The organism is Vogesella urethralis, assembly GCF_007644045.2.
GTDB lineage: Bacteria > Pseudomonadota > Gammaproteobacteria > Burkholderiales > Chromobacteriaceae > Vogesella > Vogesella urethralis.
The window spans coordinates 1-18945 of sequence record NZ_VMDW02000066.1 but is presented as its reverse complement, the minus strand read 5'-3'; the positions used below and the strand labels follow the sequence as shown (position 1 = coordinate 18945).

The following is an 18945-nucleotide window of genomic DNA, read 5'->3' as shown; positions in this document are numbered from 1 at the left end:
CTTAAGCAGCCTTCTCTTTCAGAACGGTGCGAACACGCGCGATGTCACGACGCACTTTCTTCAGCTCGCTGGTTTTAGCCAGTTGCTGGGTAGCGTGTTGCATGCGCAGTGCGAATTGAGCTTTCAGGAGACCGAGCAGCTCGGCCTTCAGCTCATCAACGCTCTTGGCTTTCAGTTCAGTCGCTTTCATTACTGACCCACCTGTTTAGTCACAAATACCGTCGGGATCGGCAGCTTGGCAGCAGCCAGACGGAAGGCTTCACGAGCCAGTTCTTCAGCAACGCCGTCCATTTCGTACAGCATCTTGCCTGGCTGGATTTCAGCTACGTAGTACTCCGGCGAACCTTTACCCCCACCCATACGAACTTCGGCAGGCTTGGAAGTAATCGGCTTGTCCGGGAATACACGGATCCAGATGCGACCGCCACGTTTGATGTGACGGGTCATCGCACGACGGGCAGCTTCGATTTGGCGAGCAGTCAGACGACCACGGCCAATAGCTTTCAGACCGAAGTCACCAAAGCTCACTTTGTTGCCACGGGTAGCAATACCAGTATTGCGACCTTTGTGCTGTTTGCGGTATTTGAGTCTAGTTGGCTGCAGCATTACGAGCTCCTGCCTTTCTGGATTTCTTCTCAGGTGCTACCGGGGCGGCCTGAACCTGACCAGGTTTGATGTCGCCCTTGTATACCCATACCTTGATACCGATCACACCGTAAGTGGTGTGAGCTTCGGAAGTCGCGTAGTCCACGTCAGCACGCAGGGTGTGGAGCGGAACGCGGCCTTCGCGGTACCATTCGCTACGAGCGATATCGATACCGTTCAGACGGCCGGAGCTCATGATCTTGATGCCCTGGGCGCCCATGCGCATGGCGTTCTGCATGGAACGCTTCATGGCGCGACGGAACATCACACGCTTCTCCAGCTGGGAAGCGATACCGTCAGCGATGATTTGCGCATCGATTTCCGGCTTGCGAACTTCTTCGATGTTCACGTGTACAGGTACACCCATACGACGCTGCAGTTCTTTTTTCAGAACTTCGATGTCTTCGCCTTTTTTACCGATCACAACACCCGGACGGGCGCTGTGAATGGTGATACGGGCGGACTTGGCCGGACGCTCGATAACGATGCGGCCAACAGCGGCGTGAGCGAGCTTCTTTTTCAGGAATTCACGTACTTCGATATCCTGCTTCAGTTGACCTGCAAAGTCGTGCGAGTTTGCAAACCACTTGGAAGCCCAGTTTTTGGTTACTGCAAGACGGAAACCCGTCGGATGAATCTTCTGACCCATTGCTTACCCCTTAGTTGCCTACACTGAGCGTGATGTGGCAGGTCTGCTTCTCGATGCGGTTACCGCGGCCTTTGGCACGAGCGGTGAAACGCTTCAGGGAAGGACCCTTGTCAACATAGATGCTCGTCACTTTCAGAGTGTCGATATCCGCGCCTTCGTTGTGTTCAGCGTTGGCGATTGCGGATTCCAGAACTTTCTTGATCAGTGCAGCACCCTTTTTCGGGCTGAAGGTCAGGATGTTCAGTGCTTGACCCACGTCTTTACCGCGGATCAGGTCTGCTACCAAGCGGCACTTCTGTGCCGAAAGGCGTGCATTATTCAGTTGTGCAGAAACTTTCATCGCATCACCTTATTTCTTCTTGGCCTTCTTATCAGCCGCATGGCCTTTGAAGGTACGAGTCAGCGAGAATTCACCAAGCTTGTGACCAACCATGTTCTCGGACACATAAACCGGCACATGAGTGCGGCCGTTGTGTACGGCGATAGTCAGACCGATGAAGTCCGGCAGAATAGTCGAGCGACGGGACCAGGTCTTGATCGGGCGCTTGTCGTTCGTTGCACGCACCGCATCCACTTTCTTCAGCAGGTGGAGATCAACGAACGGGCCTTTTTTAAGCGAACGTGCCATAAGTCAGTTATCCCTTATTTCGAAAAGCGACGGCGTACGATCATATTGTCGGTACGCTTGTTGCGACGGGTACGGAAGCCCTTAGTCGGGGTACCCCACGGGCTAACAGGCACGCGACCTTCACCAGTACGACCTTCACCACCACCGTGCGGGTGATCCACCGGGTTCATGGCAGTACCACGAACGGTCGGACGGATACCGCGCCAGCGGTTGGCACCGGCTTTACCGATCTTGCGCAGGCTGTGCTCTTCGTTGCCCACTTCGCCAACAGTGGCGCGGCAGTCAACGTGAACCTTGCGGATCTCGCCGGAGCGCAGACGCAGCTGGGCGTAAACGCCTTCGCGGGCCAGCAGCATGGCGGAGGAGCCAGCGGAACGTGCAATTTGGGCGCCTTTGCCCGGTTGCAGTTCGATGCAGTGGATGGTGGTACCTACCGGGATGTTGCGGATCGGCAGGGCATTACCAGCCTTGATCGGTGCTTCGGCGCCAGACATCAGCTCGGCACCCGGCTTCACGCCGCGCGGAGCGATGATGTAACGACGCTCACCGTCTGCGTAGCACAGCAGGGCGATGTGGGCGGTACGGTTCGGATCGTATTCGATGCGCTCAACTTTAGCCGGGATGGCATCTTTGTTGCGACGGAAGTCTACGATACGGTAGTGCTTTTTATGACCACCACCCTTGTGACGGGTAGTGATGTGACCGTTGTTGTTACGGCCAGCAGTCGAAGTTTTCTTTTCAACCAGCGCTGCGAACGGAGCGCCTTTGTGCAGGTCAGGATGTACGACCTTAACAACGGCACGACGACCAGCGGAAGTCGGTTTAACTTTTACGAGAGGCATGCTCTATCTCCTTACTCCGCAACGGCCGGGGTGGCGGTCAGGTCAAGTTCTTGACCCGGAACCAGGCTTACATAAGCCTTTTTCCAGTCCTTGCGGCGGCCAACGAAACGGCCAAAACGCTTGGTCTTGCCTTTAACGTTGACAGTGGAAACACCTTCAACCTTGACATTGAACAGCAGTTCAACGGCAGCCTTGATTTCCGGCTTAGTTGCATCGGTAGCAACGCGGAAAGCAACCTGCTGGTTTTTCTCGGCAACCAGAGTGCTCTTTTCAGACACGATCGGCGCCAGGATTACTTGCAGCAAACGTTCCTGGTTCATACCCACTGCTCCTCGAGTTGCTTCACGGCATCACGGGTGATTACCACTTTCTTGAAGCGGACCAGGCTGAACGGGTCAGCTTGCTGAGCTTCAATTACCAGCACGTTAGGCAGGTTACGGGAAGATAGATACAGATTCTCATCCAGCTCTTTGGTGATGATCAGCGCGCGATCCAGACCCAGGGATTTCACTTTGGCAGCGAATTCCTTGGTTTTCGGGGAAGCAACGGTCAGTTCATCAACAATGATCAGGCGCTCGTCGCGAACCAGCTGGGACAGAATGGTAGCCATACCAGCGCGGTATTGCTTACGGTTCACCTTCTGGGTGAAGTTCTCGTCCGGCTTGTTCGGGAAGGTGCGACCACCACCACGCCACAGCGGGGAAGAAGTCATACCAGCACGGGCGCGGCCAGTACCTTTCTGACGGAAAGGTTTCTTGGTCGAGTGTTTAACCTCGGCACGGGTCAACTGGGCACGGTTGGCGCTACGAGCGTTTGCCAGGAAGGCGGTAACCACCTGGTGTACCAGTGCTTCGTTGTAGTCACGTGCAAACAGTGCTTCAGAGGCTTGCAGGGCTTCTACTTGCTGGCCCTGAGCATTGATCACTTTCAATTCCATTATGCACCTGCCTTCACGCTAGGACGCACTACCACGTCACCGTTCTTGGCACCCGGCACTGCGCCTTTGACCAGAATCAGTTGACGCTCCACGTCGATACGAACGATTTCGAGACACTGAACAGTGCTCTTCACATTACCGTACTGACCTGCCATGCGCTTACCCGGGAATACACGGCCCGGATCTTGCGCCTGACCGATAGAGCCAGGGGAGTTGTGGGAAACCGAGTTACCGTGGGAAGCACGGTTGGACGAGAAGTTGTGGCGCTTGATGGCACCGGAGAAGCCTTTACCCTTGGAGGTACCGGTAACGTCTACCAGCTGGCCTACGGCAAAGATTTCAACGGACAGTGCATCACCAACATTTAGCGCTGCCAGCGCTTCTGCGGTAGCGGTAAACTCGCGCAGAGTGCGGGCGGCTTCGATGCCAGCCTTAGCGAAGTGACCGGCTTCAGCCTTGGTCACACGATTAGCCTTGCGGGCACCAGCAGCAACCTGTACGGCTACGTAGCCGTCGGTGTCTGCAGTTTTGATTTGCGATACGCGGTTTGCGGACATGTCCAGCACAGTTACCGGAACGGATACACCGTCCTCAGCAAATACGCGGGTCATGCCGACTTTGCGACCGACTAGACCTAAAGTCATGGTTATTTCCTTTACAGGCGCCGATTACGATTGACCGGCTTGCTCAAAGAAAAGCGGACTCATCAAAATGATGAGTCCGCGACTTTATCACAGAAAAATCAATGCTTGCAAGCACTTAGACCGACAAACATTGTAAATCCGTAATTACTGAAGCTTGATTTCCACATCCACGCCAGCCGGCAGGTCCAGCTTCATCAGCGCGTCGACAGTTTTGTCTGTCGGATCAACGATGTCCATCAGGCGCAGGTGGGTACGGATTTCCAGCTGATCGCGGGAAGTCTTGTTCACGTGCGGGGAACGCAGAACGTTGAAACGCTCGATTTTGGTCGGCAGCGGAACCGGGCCTTTAACAACGGCACCAGTACGCTTGGCGGTTTCAACGATTTCCTGAGCGGAACGGTCGATCAGGTTGTAATCAAATGCCTTCAGGCGGATACGGATTTTCTGGCTTTGCATGGTATTGACTCCGCGTCCGATTAGGCGATGATTTTAGCAACAACGCCAGCACCAACGGTGCGGCCGCCTTCACGGATCGCGAAACGCAGACCTTCTTCCATAGCGATCGGAGCGATCAGCTCTACGGTGATTTCTACGTTGTCACCCGGCATAACCATTTCCACACCTTCGGACAGGCCAACAGCGCCAGTCACGTCAGTAGTACGGAAGTAGAACTGCGGACGGTAGTTAGCGAAGAACGGAGTGTGACGACCACCTTCTTCTTTGCTCAGTACGTATACCGAAGCAGCAAACTTGGTGTGCGGGGTGATGGAACCCGGCTTGGCCAGAACCTGACCACGCTCTACGTCTTCACGCTTGGTACCACGCAGCAGTACGCCTACGTTATCACCAGCCTGACCTTGATCCAGCAGCTTGCGGAACATTTCCACGCCGGTGCAAGTGGTCTTAACGGTGTTTTTCAGACCAACGATTTCCAGCTCTTCGCCGACTTTAACGATACCGCGCTCAACACGACCGGTAACTACGGTACCACGACCGGAGATCGAGAATACGTCTTCGATCGGCAGCAGGAACGGCTTGTCGATAGCACGCTCCGGAGTCGGGATGTAGGAATCCAGCGCGTCAGCCAGACGGAAGATTGCCGGCTCGCCGTATTCGGATTGGTCGCCTTCCAGTGCCAGACGAGCGGAACCGGTAACGATCGGGGTGTCATCACCCGGGAAGTCGTAGGAAGACAGCAGATCGCGCACTTCCATTTCAACCAGTTCCAGCAGCTCAGCGTCGTCCACCAGGTCAGCCTTGTTCAGGAAGACGATGATGTACGGTACGCCTACTTGGCGGGACAGCAGGATGTGTTCGCGAGTTTGCGGCATCGGGCCGTCAGCAGCGGAACATACCAGGATAGCGCCGTCCATCTGGGCAGCACCGGTAATCATGTTTTTAACGTAGTCAGCGTGACCCGGGCAGTCTACGTGAGCGTAGTGGCGGGTAGCGGTTTCGTATTCTACGTGAGCGGTATTAATGGTAATACCACGAGCTTTTTCTTCCGGCGCGCTGTCGATCTGGGAGTAATCTTTAGCTTCGCCACCGAATTTCTTGGACAGAATGGTGGTGATAGCAGCGGTCAGAGTGGTTTTACCATGGTCTACGTGACCGATGGTGCCAACGTTTACGTGCGGCTTGGTCCGCTCAAACTTTTCTTTTGCCATTTTGCAAATTTCCTTAATTAAAGAACAAACAGTTCAGAGGTTGGCCGCATGCGGCCAACCTCGTCGCGCAGATTACTTACGCGCCGCCATTACCGCGTCAGCGATATGACGCGGGGCTTCAGAGTAGTGCTTGAACTCCATGGAGTAGGTAGCACGACCCTGGGTAGCGGAACGCAGGTCGGTGGAGTAACCGAACATTTCGGACAGCGGTACTTCAGCGCGGATCTTCTTGCCACCCACGCCATCGTCGTCCATGCCCTGTACGATGCCACGACGACGGTTCAGGTCGCCCATTACATCGCCCATGTACTCTTCCGGGGTTTCCACTTCAACGGCCATCATCGGCTCGAGGATGCACGGACCAGCACGACGCATGGCTTCTTTGAAAGCCAGGGAGCCTGCCAGTTCGAACGCGATCTGCGAGGAGTCAACGTCGTGGTAGGAACCGAAGGTCAGACGTACGGTTACGTCCACCACCGGGTAGCCAGCCAGAATACCGTTGTTCAGCGAGTTACGGATACCCTTGTCAACCGACGGGATGAATTCGCGAGGAATCACACCACCTTTGATCTCGTCGATGAACTTGTAGCCCTGACCTTCGCCGGACGGTTCCAGCGTGATCGTACAATCACCGTACTGACCTTTACCACCGGACTGCTTGGCGTGTTTACCTTGCACGTCGGTAACGGTCTTGGTGATGGTTTCGCGGTAGGCTACTTGCGGTGCACCTACGTTGGCTTCCACACCGAATTCACGCTTCATGCGGTCAACCAGAATTTCCAGGTGCAGTTCACCCATACCGGAAATGATGGTCTGTGCCGATTCTTCATCGGTACGCACGCGGAAGGACGGATCTTCCTTGGCCAGACGGTTCAGGGCAACACCCATCTTCTCTTGGTCGGCCTTGGTTTTCGGCTCAACGGCAACGTGAATTACCGGCTCCGGGAATACCATGCGTTCCAGAACGATCGGGGCGTCAACCGCACACAGGGTCTCACCAGTGGTTACTTCTTTCAGGCCAATACCCGCGGCGATGTCGCCAGCGCGTACTTCGGTGATTTCCTGACGGTCGTTAGCGTGCATCTGCACGATACGGCCCATGCGCTCTTTCTTGCCTTTAACCGAGTTCAGCACGGTGTCGCCAGAGTTAACCACACCAGAGTAAACGCGGAAGAAGGTCAGCTGACCAACGTACGGGTCGTTCATCAGTTTGAACGCCAGCGCGGAGAACGGCGCATCGTCGGAGGCTTCACGAACGGCCGGGGTGCCGTCTTCGTTTTCGCCCGGTACCGGCGGTACATCCAGCGGGCTCGGCAGCAGTTCAACAACCGCGTCCAGCATGCGCTGTACGCCTTTGTTCTTGAACGCGGAACCGCACAGCATCGGCTGGATTTCGCAACGCAGGGTACGCTGACGCAGACCATTCACGATTTCTTCTTCGCTCAGGGTCTCGCCTTCCAGGTACTTGTTCATGGTGTCTTCGTCGACTTCCGCCGCCGCTTCAACCATTTTCTCGCGCCATTCTTCAGCTACTGCAACCAGGTCAGCCGGGATGTCGCCGTACTCGAATTTCATGCCTTGGGAAGCTTCGTCCCAAATGATGGCCTTCATCTTCAGCAGGTCAACAACACCTTCGAAACCTTCTTCAGCACCGATAGGCACAACGATAGGTACCGGGTTGCCACGCAGACGGGTCTTCACTTGCTCTACGGCACGGAAGAAATTGGCACCCTGACGGTCCATCTTGTTCACGAAAGCGATACGCGGCACTTTGTACTTGTTCGCTTGACGCCATACGGTCTCGGACTGCGGCTGAACGCCACCTACCGCGCAGTACACCATAACGGCACCGTCCAGAACACGCATGGAACGCTCTACCTCAATGGTAAAGTCCACGTGACCCGGGGTGTCGATGATGTTGAAGCGGTGTTCCGGGAACTGCATGCCCATACCTTTCCAGAAGGTAGTGGTAGCAGCGGAAGTAATGGTAATACCGCGCTCTTGCTCTTGTTCCATCCAGTCCATGGTGGCAGCGCCATCATGCACTTCACCGATCTTGTGGTTTACACCGGTGTAGAACAGGATACGTTCGGTAGTAGTGGTCTTACCAGCGTCAATGTGAGCCGAAATACCGATGTTACGGTAACGCTCAATGGGGGTCTTTCTAGCCATGGCCAGAATCCTTTCGCGGGATGGTAATTAGAAGCGGAAGTGCGAGAACGCCTTGTTGGCTTCAGCCATGCGGTGAACTTCGTCACGCTTCTTCATCGCGCCGCCACGGCCTTCGGCTGCATCGATCAGCTCGCCGGCCAGACGCAGGTCCATGGATTTTTCGCCACGCTTACGAGCGGCGTCGCGCAGCCAGCGCATTGCCAGCGCCAGACGACGGGAAGGACGTACTTCAACAGGAACTTGATAGTTGGCACCACCTACACGGCGGCTTTTTACTTCCACGATCGGCTTGGCGTTGGAGATGGCAGTGTTGAACACTTCCACCGCATTTTTGCCGGTTTTTTTCTCGATTTGCTCGAGAGCGCCGTAAATGATGCGTTCAGCAACAGACTTCTTGCCGTCGATCATTACAACGTTCATGAATTTGGTCAGATCCTGGCTACCGAACTTCGGATCCGGCAGGATATCGCGCTTGGGCACTTCTCTGCGTCTTGGCATTTCAATTCCTTCAATCTATTCAGTTGAGCTTTACGCTCGCGACTACTCAACAAAGCAGCCACTTACTCGACGGATAACTCCGCCGCACATGCCCTAAATTACTTAGGACGCTTGGCACCGTACTTGGAGCGAGCCTGCTTACGATCTTTAACGCCAGCAGTGTCCAGGGAGCCGCGAACGGTGTGGTAACGTACACCCGGCAAGTCTTTTACACGACCGCCGCGGATCAGTACCACCGAGTGTTCCTGCAGGTTGTGGCCTTCACCACCGATGTAGGAGATCACTTCGAAACCGTTGGTCAGGCGCACTTTGCACACCTTACGCAGAGCGGAGTTCGGTTTTTTCGGGGTAGTGGTGTATACACGGGTGCACACGCCACGCTTCTGCGGGCAGGCCTCCAGTGCAGGCACCTTGCTCTTCGACAGAACCGCGGTACGGCCTTTGCGAACGAGTTGGTTAATGGTTGGCATTACTATCAGTTCCTAGTTGATTCTCTTGGCGGCACCATACCACCAAGAAAGACGTGGATTATATTTTAGTCAAACACTTAGCGTCAATGAAATAACGCTGCCCTTCCAACGTTAGACGTTGAAAGGACAGCGTTTTTTGGTGTCAACGCAACTTACAGTGCGTTATTGCCAGCGTCGATCTCGGCTTCCAGCGGTGCGAACTCCACCGGCACGTCACCGGCAGCAGCCTGGCGACGACGGTTGCGGTGGTAAGCCAGACCGGTACCTGCCGGGATCAGGCGGCCAACGATTACGTTTTCTTTCAGACCACGCAGATCGTCTTTCTTGCCCATGATCGCCGCTTCGGTCAGCACGCGAGTGGTTTCCTGGAAGGACGCCGCGGAGATGAAGGAGTCGGTGGACAGCGATGCCTTGGTGATACCCAGCAGTACGTTGTCGTACTGCGCCGGGATCTTGCCGTCGGCAATCATCTGGTCGTTGGTCTCCAGCACTTCTGCGCGCTCTACCTGCTCGCCGGTGATGAAGTCGGTATCACCGGAATCGGTGATCACCACACGACGCAGCATCTGGCGAACGATCACCTCGATGTGCTTGTCGTTAATCTTCACGCCCTGCAGACGGTAAACCTCTTGTACTTCCTGGCCGATGTAGCGGGCCAGCGCTTCGATACCCTGCAGTCGCAGGATGTCGTGCGGATCGACCGGACCGTCGACGATCAACTCGCCGCGGTTCACTACCTGGCCATCGTGTACCAGTACGTGCTTGTCTTTCGGGATCAGGCTTTCGTAGGCATTGCCGTCCAGATCGGTAATGATCAGACGTTGCTTGCCCTTGGTGTCCTTACCGAAGGAAACGGTACCAGTTACCTCGGCCAGCATGCCGGCGTCTTTCGGCGAACGGGCTTCGAACAGCTCGGCTACACGCGGCAGACCACCGGTAATATCGCGGGTCTTGGACGATTCTTGCGGAATACGTGCCAGTACTTCACCCTTGCCGACTTCCTGACCGTCACGCACGGTAATGATCGCGCCAACCTGGAAGGTGATGGATACCGACGCATCGGAACCGGCCAGCTTCACTTCGTTGCCGTTGTCGTCCAGCAGCTTCACCAACGGGCGCAGCATCTTGGACTGGGCACCGGCACGACGCTTGGCATCGATCACCACCAGGGTGGACAGACCGGTTACTTCGTCGGTCTGCTTGGCAACGGTAACGCCCTCTTCCACGTTCTCGAACTTCACGCGACCAGCGTACTCGGTGATGATCGGACGGGTGTGCGGATCCCACGTTGCCAGCACGGCACCGGCCTTGATGCTCAGACCATCGGTCACCATCAGGGTCGCACCGTACGGTACTTTGTGACGCTCGCGCTCGCGGCCAACGTCATCGTGAATCACCACTTCGCCGGAGCGGCTGATCACGATCAGCTCGTCCTTGGTGTTCTTCACGTAACGCATCTGGCTGGAGAAGCGTACGGTACCGTTCGACTTACCTTCAACCTGGCTGGCAGCGGCATTTCGGGATGCGGCACCACCGATGTGGAAGGTACGCATGGTCAGCTGGGTACCCGGCTCACCAATCGACTGCGCAGCAATCACACCCACGGCTTCACCGGCGTTCACGCGCTTACCGCGGGCCAGATCGCGACCGTAACACTGGGCACACAGACCGTAGCGGGTGTCGCAAGTGATGGCGGTACGCACTTTCACTTCGTCGATACCACGCTCATCGATCAGGTCTACCAGGCTCTCGTCCAGCAGGGTGCCGGCTTCGATCACGGTTTCGCTGGTGGACGGATCCACCACGTCGTTGGCGGTTACACGGCCCAGGATACGGTCGCGCAGCGGCTCGATCACGTCACCGCCTTGTACCACGGCCTTCATTACGAAGCCGTTGGTGGTGCCGCAATCGTCTTCGATCACCACCAGATCCTGCGTCACGTCTACCAGACGACGGGTCAGGTAACCGGAGTTCGCCGTCTTCAGTGCCGTATCCGCCAGACCCTTACGTGCACCGTGGGTGGAGATAAAGTACTGCAGTACGGTCAGACCTTCGCGGAAGTTCGCGGTAATCGGCGTTTCGATAATGGAACCGTCCGGCTTGGCCATCAGACCACGCATACCGGCCAGCTGTTTGATCTGGGCTGCGGAACCCCGCGCACCCGAGTCAGCCATCATGTAAATCGAGTTGAACGATTCTTGCTCGACTTCCTTGCCTTCGCGGTCGATCACCTTCTGCTTGGACAGCTCGTCCATCATCGCCTTGGCGATCTTGTCACCGGTACGGCCCCAGATATCCACTACCTTGTTGTAGCGCTCACCCTGGGTAACCAGACCTTGACGGTATTGCTCTTCGATCTCTTTGACTTCTTTTTGCGCTTCGCCCAGCAGGTCGAACTTCTTGGCCGGGATTTCCATGTCGTCCACGCAGATGGAGATACCACCGCGGGTCGAGTAGGCAAAACCGGTGTACATCAGCTGGTCGGCGAAGATCACCGTGTCGCGAATACCGCAACGACGGAAGGAGCCGTTGATCAGACGGGAAATTTCTTTCTTCTTCAACGCGCGGTTGATGAACTCGAACGGCAGACCCTTCGGCAGGATCTCGGACAGAATGGCGCGGCCAACGGTGGTGTTGTAGCGTTTGGTAACGGCTACGAACTCGCCCTGGTCGTCTTTTTCCCACTCTTTCAGACGCACGGTAATGCGCGTGCCCAGTTCCACTTGGCGGGTTTCGTAAGCGCGATGAACCTCGGCAGTGTCAGCGAAGGCCATGCCCTCGTTGCGGCCGTTGATCTTGTCGCGGGTCATGTAGTACAGACCCAATACGATATCCTGCGACGGAACGATGATCGGTTCACCGTTGGCCGGGGACAGCACGTTGTTGGTGGCCAGCATCAGGGTGCGGGCTTCCATCTGCGCTTCCAGCGACAGCGGCACGTGAACGGCCATCTGGTCACCGTCAAAGTCGGCGTTGAATGCCGCGCAGACCAGCGGGTGCAGCTGGATGGCCTTGCCTTCGATCAGCAGCGGTTCGAACGCCTGGATACCCAGACGGTGCAGCGTCGGTGCACGGTTCAGCAGTACCGGATGCTCGCGGATCACGTCTTCCAGGATGTCCCATACTTCCGGCACTTCCTGCTCTACCAGCTTCTTGGCAGCCTTGATGGTGGACGCCAGGCCCAGCACTTCCAGCTTGTGGAAGATGAACGGCTTGAACAGTTCCAGCGCCATTTTCTTCGGCAGACCGCACTGGTGCAGACGCAGGGTCGGGCCCACGGTAATCACGGAACGACCGGAGTAGTCCACGCGCTTACCCAGCAAGTTCTGACGGAAGCGACCGCCCTTGCCCTTGATCATGTCGGCCAGCGATTTCAGCGGGCGCTTGTTGGCGCCGGTCATGGCTTTACCGCGACGACCGTTATCCAGCAGCGAGTCAACCGATTCCTGCAGCATGCGCTTCTCGTTGCGCACGATGATGTCCGGTGCGCGCAGTTCCAGCAGACGCTTCAGACGGTTGTTACGGTTGATGACGCGACGGTACAGGTCGTTCAGGTCGGAGGTCGCGAAGCGGCCACCATCCAGCGGTACCAGCGGACGCAGTTCCGGCGGCAGCACCGGCAGCACTTCCATGATCATCCACTCCGGCTTCATGCCGGAACGCTGGAACGCCTCCAGCACCTTGAGGCGCTTGGCGATCTTCTTGATCTTGGTGTCGGAGCTGGTGGCTTCCAGTTCGCGGCGCAGGGTCTCGATCTCGCTCGTGAGGTCCAGACGCTTCAGCAGCTCGCGTACGGCTTCGGCACCCATCAGGGCAACGAACTCTTCGCCGTACTCGTCCAGCTTGTCGAGGTAGTCTTCCTCGGTCAGCAACTGGCGCGGTTGCAGGCTGGTCAGGCCCGGCTCGGTCACGACGAATGCTTCAAAGTACAGCACGCGCTCGATATCGCGCAGGGTCATGTCCAGGACCATACCCAGACGCGACGGCAGCGATTTCAGGAACCAGATGTGCGCTACCGGCGATGCCAGTTCGATGTGGCCCATGCGCTCGCGGCGCACTTTGGACAGGGTCACTTCCACGCCGCACTTCTCGCAGATCACACCGCGATGCTTCAGGCGTTTGTATTTGCCGCACAGGCATTCGTAGTCCTTAACCGGACCGAAAATGCGCGCGCAGAACAGGCCATCACGTTCCGGCTTGAAAGTACGGTAGTTGATGGTTTCAGGCTTTTTGACTTCACCGAACGACCAGGAACGGATCTTGTCCGGGGAGGCGATGCCGATCTTAATCGCATCAAACTCTTCTTCTTGCGTCACTTGCTTAAAGAGGTCGAGCAGAGCTTTCATTGCGTCTCCATTCAGGAGGAAGCCTGCGGCCAACGTTGGCCGCAGACTGCCTTACCTAATTAATAACGTTCCAGGTCGATATCCAGGCCCAGCGAACGGATTTCCTTCACCAGCACGTTGAAGGATTCCGGCATGCCGGCATCGATCTTGTGTTCGCCCTTGACGATGTTTTCGTAGATCTTGGTACGACCGGTCACATCGTCCGACTTCACAGTCAGCATTTCCTGCAGGGTGTAAGCGGCACCGTAAGCTTCCAGTGCCCACACTTCCATCTCACCGAAACGCTGACCACCGAACTGCGCCTTACCACCCAGCGGCTGCTGGGTAACCAGCGAGTACGGACCGGTGGAACGGGCGTGCATCTTGTCGTCAACCAGGTGATGCAGCTTCAGGTAGTGCATCACACCCACGGTTACCTTGCGGTCGAAGGCTTCGCCGGAGCGGCCGTCGAACAGGGTCATCTGGGTCTTGCTGCTGTTGAACGACAGCTGTTCGGTATGCGGGTCTTCGTCCGGGTACGCCAGATTCAGCATATGACGGATTTCGGACTCTTTGGCGCCATCGAATACCGGGGTAGCAAAGGTCATGCCCTTGCGCAGGTTTTCGGCCAGCAGCTTCACTTCCGCGTCGCTCATCTCGGCCAGCTCAACCTTCTTGCCGGTATCGTTGTAGATGCGTTCCAGGTAGTTGCGCAGCTCGTCAACGCTTTGCTGTTGTTTCAGCATGCGGTCGATACGCTCGCCAATACCCTTGGCGGCCCAACCCAGGTGCACTTCCAGAATCTGACCGATGTTCATACGCGACGGTACGCCCAGCGGGTTCAGCACGATGTCTACCGGACGACCGTCAGCCATGTAAGGCATGTCTTCTACCGGCAGGATGCGCGATACCACACCCTTGTTACCGTGACGACCGGCCATCTTGTCACCGGCTTGCAGACGACGTTTAACGGCGATGTACACCTTCACCATCTTCTGTACGCCCGGCGGCAGTTCGTCACCCTGGGTCAGCTTGCGTTTCTTGTCTTCGAACTTCAGGTCGAATTCTTCACGCTTCTGCGCCAGGCTTTCCTTGATCAGTTCCAGCTGCTTGGCGATGTCTTCATCAGCCATGCGGATGTCGAACCAGTCGTGCTTGGTCGGCAGGCCGGCCAGGTACTCGTTGTCGATCACAGTGCCTTTGGCCAGACGCTTCGGACCACCGTTGGCGACTTTGCCCACGATCAGGCGCTCGATACGGCTGAACGCATCGTTATCGAAAATACGCAGCTGGTCGTTCAGGTCGAGGCGGTAGCGCTTCAGTTCGGCATCAATGATGGACTGGGCGCGCTTGTCGCGCTCGATACCTTCGCGGGTGAACACCTGCACGTCGATCACGGTGCCGGTCATGCCGGTCGGTACGCGCAGCGAGGTGTCTTTCACGTCGGAGGCTTTTTCACCGAAGATTGCACGCAGCAGTTTTTCTTCCGGAGTCAGCTGGGTTTCGCCTTTCGGGGTTACCTTGCCGACCAGTACGTCACCGGCAGTCACTTCCGCGCCGATGTAGACGATACCGGAATCATCCAGACGACCGGCCATGCGCTCGGACAGGTTCGGGATGTCGCGGGTGATTTCTTCCGGGCCCAGCTTAGTGTCACGGGCAACGACAGACAGCTCTTCGATATGGATCGAGGTGTAACGGTCGTCTGCTACTACCTTCTCGGAGATCAGAATCGAATCCTCGAAGTTGTAGCCGTTCCACGGCATAAAGGCGATGGTCATGTTCTGACCCAGTGCCAGTTCACCGATATCGGTGGAAGCACCGTCAGCCACCACGTCACCACGTGCAATCAGGTCACCTACCTTCACGATAGGACGCTGGTTGATGTTGGTGTTCTGGTTGGAGCGGGTGAACTTGGTGAGGTTGTAGATATCCACACCCACTTCACCAGCCATCGCTTCTTCGTCGTTCACACGAACCACGACGCGGTTGGCGTCCACGTAGTCCACCACACCGCCACGACGGGCGATCACGGTGGTACCGGAGTCAACGGCCACATCGCGCTCGATGCCGGTGCCGACAAACGGTTTTTCCGGGCGCAGGCACGGTACGGCCTGACGCTGCATGTTGGCGCCCATCAGTGCACGGTTCGCATCATCGTGTTCCAGGAACGGAATCAGCGAAGCAGCGACGGATACCACCTGACCGGTCGCCACGTCCATGTACTGCACGCGGTCCGGGGTTGCCAGGATGGTTTCGCCTTTTTCACGGCAGGTCACCAGCTCGTCGATCAGGTTGCCCACTTCGTCCAGCTCGGCGTTGGCCTGAGCGATGACGTAGCGGCCTTCCTCGATGGCGGACAGGTAGTCGATCTCGTTGGTGACTTTGCCGTCGATCACTTTGCGGTACGGGGTTTCCAGGAAACCGAACTCGTTGGTACGAGCGTACACGGACAGGGAGTTGATCAGACCGATGTTCGGACCTTCAGGCGTTTCGATCGGGCACACGCGGCCGTAGTGGGTCGGGTGTACGTCGCGCACTTCGAAGCCTGCGCGTTCGCGGGTCAGACCGCCCGGACCCAGGGCCGATACGCGGCGCTTGTGGGTCACTTCGGACAGCGGGTTGGTCTGGTCCATGAACTGGGACAGCTGGCTGGAACCGAAGAACTCTTTGATCGCAGCCGAAACCGGCTTGGCATTGATCAGGTCGTGCGGCATCAGGTTGTCTGATTCAGCCTGGTTCAGGCGTTCCTTCACCGCGCGCTCAACACGCACCAGACCGGCGCGGAACTGGTTCTCGGCCAGTTCACCTACCGAACGCACGCGACGGTTACCCAGGTGATCGATATCGTCCACTTCGCCGCGGCCGTTGCGCAGTTCGCACAGGATGGCGATCACGGCAACGATGTCTTCGGTGGCCAGTACGCCGTCGGTCACGTCACGACGATGACCGAACTTCTCGCCCACCAGGGTCTTGAACCACTCCGGGGACTTCTCGTCGAACTTGTACTGGAAGGTACGGGTGTTGAACTTCATGCGGCCAACGCGGGACAGGTCGTAGCTGTCTTCGCTGAAGAACAGACGCTGGAACAGTTGCTCAACGGCGTCTTCTGTCGGCGGTTCGCCCGGGCGCATCATGCGGTAGATGGCCACGCGCGCGGACAGCTGGTCAGCGGTATCGTCGCCACGCAGGGTTTGCGAGATGTAGGCACCGTGGTCCAGGTCGTTGGTGTACAGCACGTCGACTTCGGCCACATCATGGATGTCCATTTTGGCCAGCAGGTCGTCGGTGATTTCGTCGTTGGCACGCGCGATGACTTCGCCGGTTTCCGGGTTCACCACGTTACGCGCCAGCACTTTGCCGACCAGCAGGTCGAACGGTACTTCGATGCGGGTCAGGTTGGCCGCAACGATATCGCGGATGTGCTTGGCGGTGATGCGCTTGTCTTTGGCAACGATCAGCTTGCCGTCTTCGCCCACGATATCGAACTTGGCCACTTCGCCCTTCAGGCGTTCGGCCACTACCTTCATGAACACGCCGTTGCCGGTGAGGTAGAAGGTGTCGGTATTGTAGAACTCGGACAGGATGCGCTCGTTGGTGTAGCCCAGTGCCTTCAGCAGGATGGACACCGGCATCTTGCGACGGCGGTCGATACGGAAGAACAGCTGGTCTTTGGCATCGAACTCGAAGTCCAGCCAGGAGCCGCGGTAAGGAATCACGCGAGCGGAGAACAGCAGTTTACCGGAAGAATGCGTCTTGCCGCGGTCGTGCTCGAAGAACACGCCCGGGGAACGGTGCAGCTGCGAAACGATAACGCGTTCGGTACCGTTGATAATGAACGACCCGTTGGAAGTCATCAGCGGGATTTCGCCCATGTAGACTTCATTTTCGCGCACTTCTTTTACCACCGGCTTGGACGATTCTTTGTCCAGGATGGTCAAGCGGATGCGGGCACGCAGCGGCGAGGCAAAGGTAATACCGCGCAGTTGGCACTCCTGTACGTCGAACGGCGGATCGCCCAGCACGTAGTGCACGAAATCCAGACGTGCGAAACCATTGTGACTGTTGATCGGAAAGATCGACTTGAATGCGGCTTGCAGGCCGACATCCTTGCGCTGATCAAACGGTGCACCCAGCTGGAGAAACTCGGTGTACGAATCGATCTGGGTCGCCAACAGGAATGGGACGTCGAGAACGGTGTTACGCTTCGCAAAACTTTTACGAATACGCTTCTTCTCAGTAAACGAATAACTCATAGAGTCTCCATCATGGGGGGGTGGCGCAAGAAACCAAACGTCAGCAACCACACAACTTGAATGCTGACCTTTGCCATCTTGCAATGCATTACAAGCGCAACAAGGCTGGCGGATTACTCCGCCAGCCTGACTAATCTTCCCTAAGGAAGATTATTTTACTTCAGCCTTAGCACCGGCTTCGGTCAGTTGCTTCAGCACGTCTTCAGCTTCAGCTTTGGACACGCCTTCTTTCACGTTCTTCGGAGCGCCGTCTACCAGGTCTTTGGCTTCTTTCAGGCCCAGACCGGTGATAGCACGAACTACCTTGATCACGTTTACTTTGTTGTCGCCAGCAGCGGTCAGAACAACGTCGAACTCGGTTTTTTCTTCAGCAGCAGCAGCGCCACCAGCAGCCGGGCCAGCAACGGCAACAGCAGCAGCGGAAACGCCGAACTTTTCTTCGAAGGCTTTAACCAGGTCGTTCAGTTCCATTACGGTCAGACCAGCAACTGCTTCGAGGATATCTTCTTTAGTGATAGCCATTTGTATTACTCCTGAATACGGTATGTGTCGAATGAATTAAGCGGCTTCGGTTTGCTTTTTCTCTGCCAGAGCGGCCAGAGCACGGGCAAAACCGGATACCGGAGCCTGCATAACGAACAGCAGCTTGGACAGCAGCTCTTCGCGGCTCGGGATAGATGCCAGTTCGGCTACTTCGGCAGCGTTCAGCACTTTGCCGTTGTAGGAACCTGCCTTGATAACAATCTTGTTATCTTCTTTGGCAAACTGGTGCAACACCTTGGCAGCAGCTACCGGGTCAGCGGATACACCGTATACCAGCGGGCCAACCATTTGGTCAGCCAGCGCTTCGAACTGGGTACCAGCAACCGCACGGCGCACCAGCGTGTTCTTCAGAACGCGCAGGTAAACACCGTTCTCACGCGCCTTGGCGCGGAGTTTGGTCATGCTGCTAACCTCGATGCCCCGATATTCAGCGATAACGAGAGTCTGAGCATCTACCAGTTGAGCAGATACCTCAGCTACGACCGCCTTTTTATCTTCGATATTGAGACTCAAGGTCCACCTCCTAGACTGAAATGAAGCAGGTTATCCTGCCCCTCTTTGCAGCGGCGACCTAATCAGGAGACATAACAAACGGATGGTGCTCATGGGCGGAATTGAACCGCCGACCTCTCCCTTACCAAGGGAGTGCTCTACCCCTGAGCTACATGA

General features: G+C 56.6%; 18 protein-coding genes. All 18 read right to left on the bottom strand.

Annotation, left to right across the window (positions count from 1 at the left end; genetic code table 11):
- Position 1: 1 nt before the first annotated feature.
- Positions 2 to 190, bottom strand: a complete 189-nt coding sequence (rpmC, locus tag FLQ03_RS05350) for a 50S ribosomal protein L29 (RefSeq protein ID WP_144372253.1) — start codon at positions 188 to 190, stop codon at positions 2 to 4.
- The gene (rplP, locus tag FLQ03_RS05345; RefSeq protein ID WP_144372252.1) at positions 190 to 606 is read right to left on the bottom strand and encodes a 50S ribosomal protein L16; all 417 of its coding nucleotides are present in this window, start codon (positions 604 to 606) and stop codon (positions 190 to 192) included. Before rplP ends, rpmC begins: the two co-directional genes overlap by 1 nt.
- A complete protein-coding gene (gene rpsC, locus FLQ03_RS05340; protein ID WP_144372251.1) occupies positions 590 to 1294 on the bottom strand; it encodes a 30S ribosomal protein S3 in 705 nt (234 codons plus the stop codon). The genes rplP and rpsC overlap by 17 nt, the downstream gene beginning before the upstream one ends.
- Before the next feature lie 10 nt (positions 1295 to 1304).
- Positions 1305 to 1634, bottom strand: coding sequence for a 50S ribosomal protein L22 (gene rplV, locus FLQ03_RS05335; protein ID WP_144372250.1), 330 nt, complete (start codon positions 1632 to 1634; stop codon positions 1305 to 1307).
- A gap of 9 nt (positions 1635 to 1643) precedes the next feature.
- Entirely contained in the window at positions 1644 to 1922 is a 279-nt protein-coding gene (gene rpsS / locus FLQ03_RS05330) for a 30S ribosomal protein S19 (RefSeq protein WP_017507372.1), read from the bottom strand.
- Positions 1923 to 1936: 14 nt separating this feature from the next.
- The gene (gene rplB / locus FLQ03_RS05325; RefSeq protein ID WP_017507373.1) at positions 1937 to 2764 is read right to left on the bottom strand and encodes a 50S ribosomal protein L2; all 828 of its coding nucleotides are present in this window, start codon (positions 2762 to 2764) and stop codon (positions 1937 to 1939) included.
- A gap of 11 nt (positions 2765 to 2775) precedes the next feature.
- On the bottom strand, positions 2776 to 3084 hold the full coding sequence (gene rplW, locus FLQ03_RS05320) for a 50S ribosomal protein L23 (protein WP_017507374.1): 309 nt from the start codon (positions 3082 to 3084) through the stop codon (positions 2776 to 2778).
- Positions 3081 to 3701 (bottom strand): 50S ribosomal protein L4, encoded by a 621-nt coding sequence (rplD, locus tag FLQ03_RS05315; RefSeq protein ID WP_144372249.1) that lies wholly within the window; start codon positions 3699 to 3701, stop codon positions 3081 to 3083. Before rplD ends, rplW begins: the two co-directional genes overlap by 4 nt.
- On the bottom strand, positions 3701 to 4345 hold the full coding sequence (gene rplC / locus FLQ03_RS05310) for a 50S ribosomal protein L3 (protein ID WP_144372248.1): 645 nt from the start codon (positions 4343 to 4345) through the stop codon (positions 3701 to 3703). Before rplC ends, rplD begins: the two co-directional genes overlap by 1 nt.
- Before the next feature lie 144 nt (positions 4346 to 4489).
- On the bottom strand, positions 4490 to 4801 hold the full coding sequence (gene rpsJ / locus FLQ03_RS05305; protein ID WP_017507377.1) for a 30S ribosomal protein S10: 312 nt from the start codon (positions 4799 to 4801) through the stop codon (positions 4490 to 4492).
- Positions 4802 to 4821: 20 nt separating this feature from the next.
- Positions 4822 to 6012 (bottom strand): elongation factor Tu, encoded by a 1191-nt coding sequence (tuf, locus tag FLQ03_RS05300; protein WP_144372247.1) that lies wholly within the window; start codon positions 6010 to 6012, stop codon positions 4822 to 4824.
- A 72-nt stretch (positions 6013 to 6084) separates the two neighbouring features.
- The gene (gene fusA, locus FLQ03_RS05295; protein WP_144372246.1) at positions 6085 to 8184 is read right to left on the bottom strand and encodes an elongation factor G; all 2100 of its coding nucleotides are present in this window, start codon (positions 8182 to 8184) and stop codon (positions 6085 to 6087) included.
- Between the two features lie 27 nt (positions 8185 to 8211).
- Positions 8212 to 8682, bottom strand: a complete 471-nt coding sequence (gene rpsG, locus FLQ03_RS05290) for a 30S ribosomal protein S7 (RefSeq protein ID WP_144372245.1) — start codon at positions 8680 to 8682, stop codon at positions 8212 to 8214.
- A 98-nt stretch (positions 8683 to 8780) separates the two neighbouring features.
- The gene (gene rpsL / locus FLQ03_RS05285) at positions 8781 to 9152 is read right to left on the bottom strand and encodes a 30S ribosomal protein S12 (protein WP_017507381.1); all 372 of its coding nucleotides are present in this window, start codon (positions 9150 to 9152) and stop codon (positions 8781 to 8783) included.
- Positions 9153 to 9304: 152 nt separating this feature from the next.
- Complete coding sequence (rpoC, locus tag FLQ03_RS05280; RefSeq protein ID WP_144372244.1) at positions 9305 to 13498, bottom strand: DNA-directed RNA polymerase subunit beta'; 4194 nt, start codon at positions 13496 to 13498, stop codon at positions 9305 to 9307.
- A 59-nt stretch (positions 13499 to 13557) separates the two neighbouring features.
- On the bottom strand, positions 13558 to 17733 hold the full coding sequence (gene rpoB / locus FLQ03_RS05275) for a DNA-directed RNA polymerase subunit beta (RefSeq protein ID WP_144372243.1): 4176 nt from the start codon (positions 17731 to 17733) through the stop codon (positions 13558 to 13560).
- A gap of 150 nt (positions 17734 to 17883) precedes the next feature.
- A complete protein-coding gene (gene rplL, locus FLQ03_RS05270; RefSeq protein ID WP_144372242.1) occupies positions 17884 to 18255 on the bottom strand; it encodes a 50S ribosomal protein L7/L12 in 372 nt (123 codons plus the stop codon).
- Positions 18256 to 18291: 36 nt separating this feature from the next.
- Entirely contained in the window at positions 18292 to 18789 is a 498-nt protein-coding gene (gene rplJ / locus FLQ03_RS05265; protein WP_144372241.1) for a 50S ribosomal protein L10, read from the bottom strand.
- Between the last annotated feature and the right edge of the window lie 156 nt (positions 18790 to 18945).

Excerpts from the sequence above, each read along its gene's own strand:
- rpmC (WP_144372253.1), bottom strand. The coding sequence starts at position 190 with ATGAAAGCGACTGAACTGAAAGCCAAGAGCGTTGATGAGCTGAAGGCC.
- rplP (WP_144372252.1), bottom strand. The coding sequence starts at position 606 with ATGCTGCAGCCAACTAGACTCAAATACCGCAAACAGCACAAAGGTCGC.
- rpsC (WP_144372251.1), bottom strand. The coding sequence starts at position 1,294 with ATGGGTCAGAAGATTCATCCGACGGGTTTCCGTCTTGCAGTAACCAAA.
- rplV (WP_144372250.1), bottom strand. The coding sequence starts at position 1,634 with ATGAAAGTTTCTGCACAACTGAATAATGCACGCCTTTCGGCACAGAAG.
- rpsS (WP_017507372.1), bottom strand. The coding sequence starts at position 1,922 with ATGGCACGTTCGCTTAAAAAAGGCCCGTTCGTTGATCTCCACCTGCTG.
- rplB (WP_017507373.1), bottom strand. The coding sequence starts at position 2,764 with ATGCCTCTCGTAAAAGTTAAACCGACTTCCGCTGGTCGTCGTGCCGTT.
- rplW (WP_017507374.1), bottom strand. The coding sequence starts at position 3,084 with ATGAACCAGGAACGTTTGCTGCAAGTAATCCTGGCGCCGATCGTGTCT.
- rplD (WP_144372249.1), bottom strand. The coding sequence starts at position 3,701 with ATGGAATTGAAAGTGATCAATGCTCAGGGCCAGCAAGTAGAAGCCCTG.
- rplC (WP_144372248.1), bottom strand. The coding sequence starts at position 4,345 with ATGACTTTAGGTCTAGTCGGTCGCAAAGTCGGCATGACCCGCGTATTT.
- rpsJ (WP_017507377.1), bottom strand. The coding sequence starts at position 4,801 with ATGCAAAGCCAGAAAATCCGTATCCGCCTGAAGGCATTTGATTACAAC.
- tuf (WP_144372247.1), bottom strand. The coding sequence starts at position 6,012 with ATGGCAAAAGAAAAGTTTGAGCGGACCAAGCCGCACGTAAACGTTGGC.
- fusA (WP_144372246.1), bottom strand. The coding sequence starts at position 8,184 with ATGGCTAGAAAGACCCCCATTGAGCGTTACCGTAACATCGGTATTTCG.
- rpsG (WP_144372245.1), bottom strand. The coding sequence starts at position 8,682 with ATGCCAAGACGCAGAGAAGTGCCCAAGCGCGATATCCTGCCGGATCCG.
- rpsL (WP_017507381.1), bottom strand. The coding sequence starts at position 9,152 with ATGCCAACCATTAACCAACTCGTTCGCAAAGGCCGTACCGCGGTTCTG.
- rpoC (WP_144372244.1), bottom strand. The coding sequence starts at position 13,498 with ATGAAAGCTCTGCTCGACCTCTTTAAGCAAGTGACGCAAGAAGAAGAG.
- rpoB (WP_144372243.1), bottom strand. The coding sequence starts at position 17,733 with ATGAGTTATTCGTTTACTGAGAAGAAGCGTATTCGTAAAAGTTTTGCG.
- rplL (WP_144372242.1), bottom strand. The coding sequence starts at position 18,255 with ATGGCTATCACTAAAGAAGATATCCTCGAAGCAGTTGCTGGTCTGACC.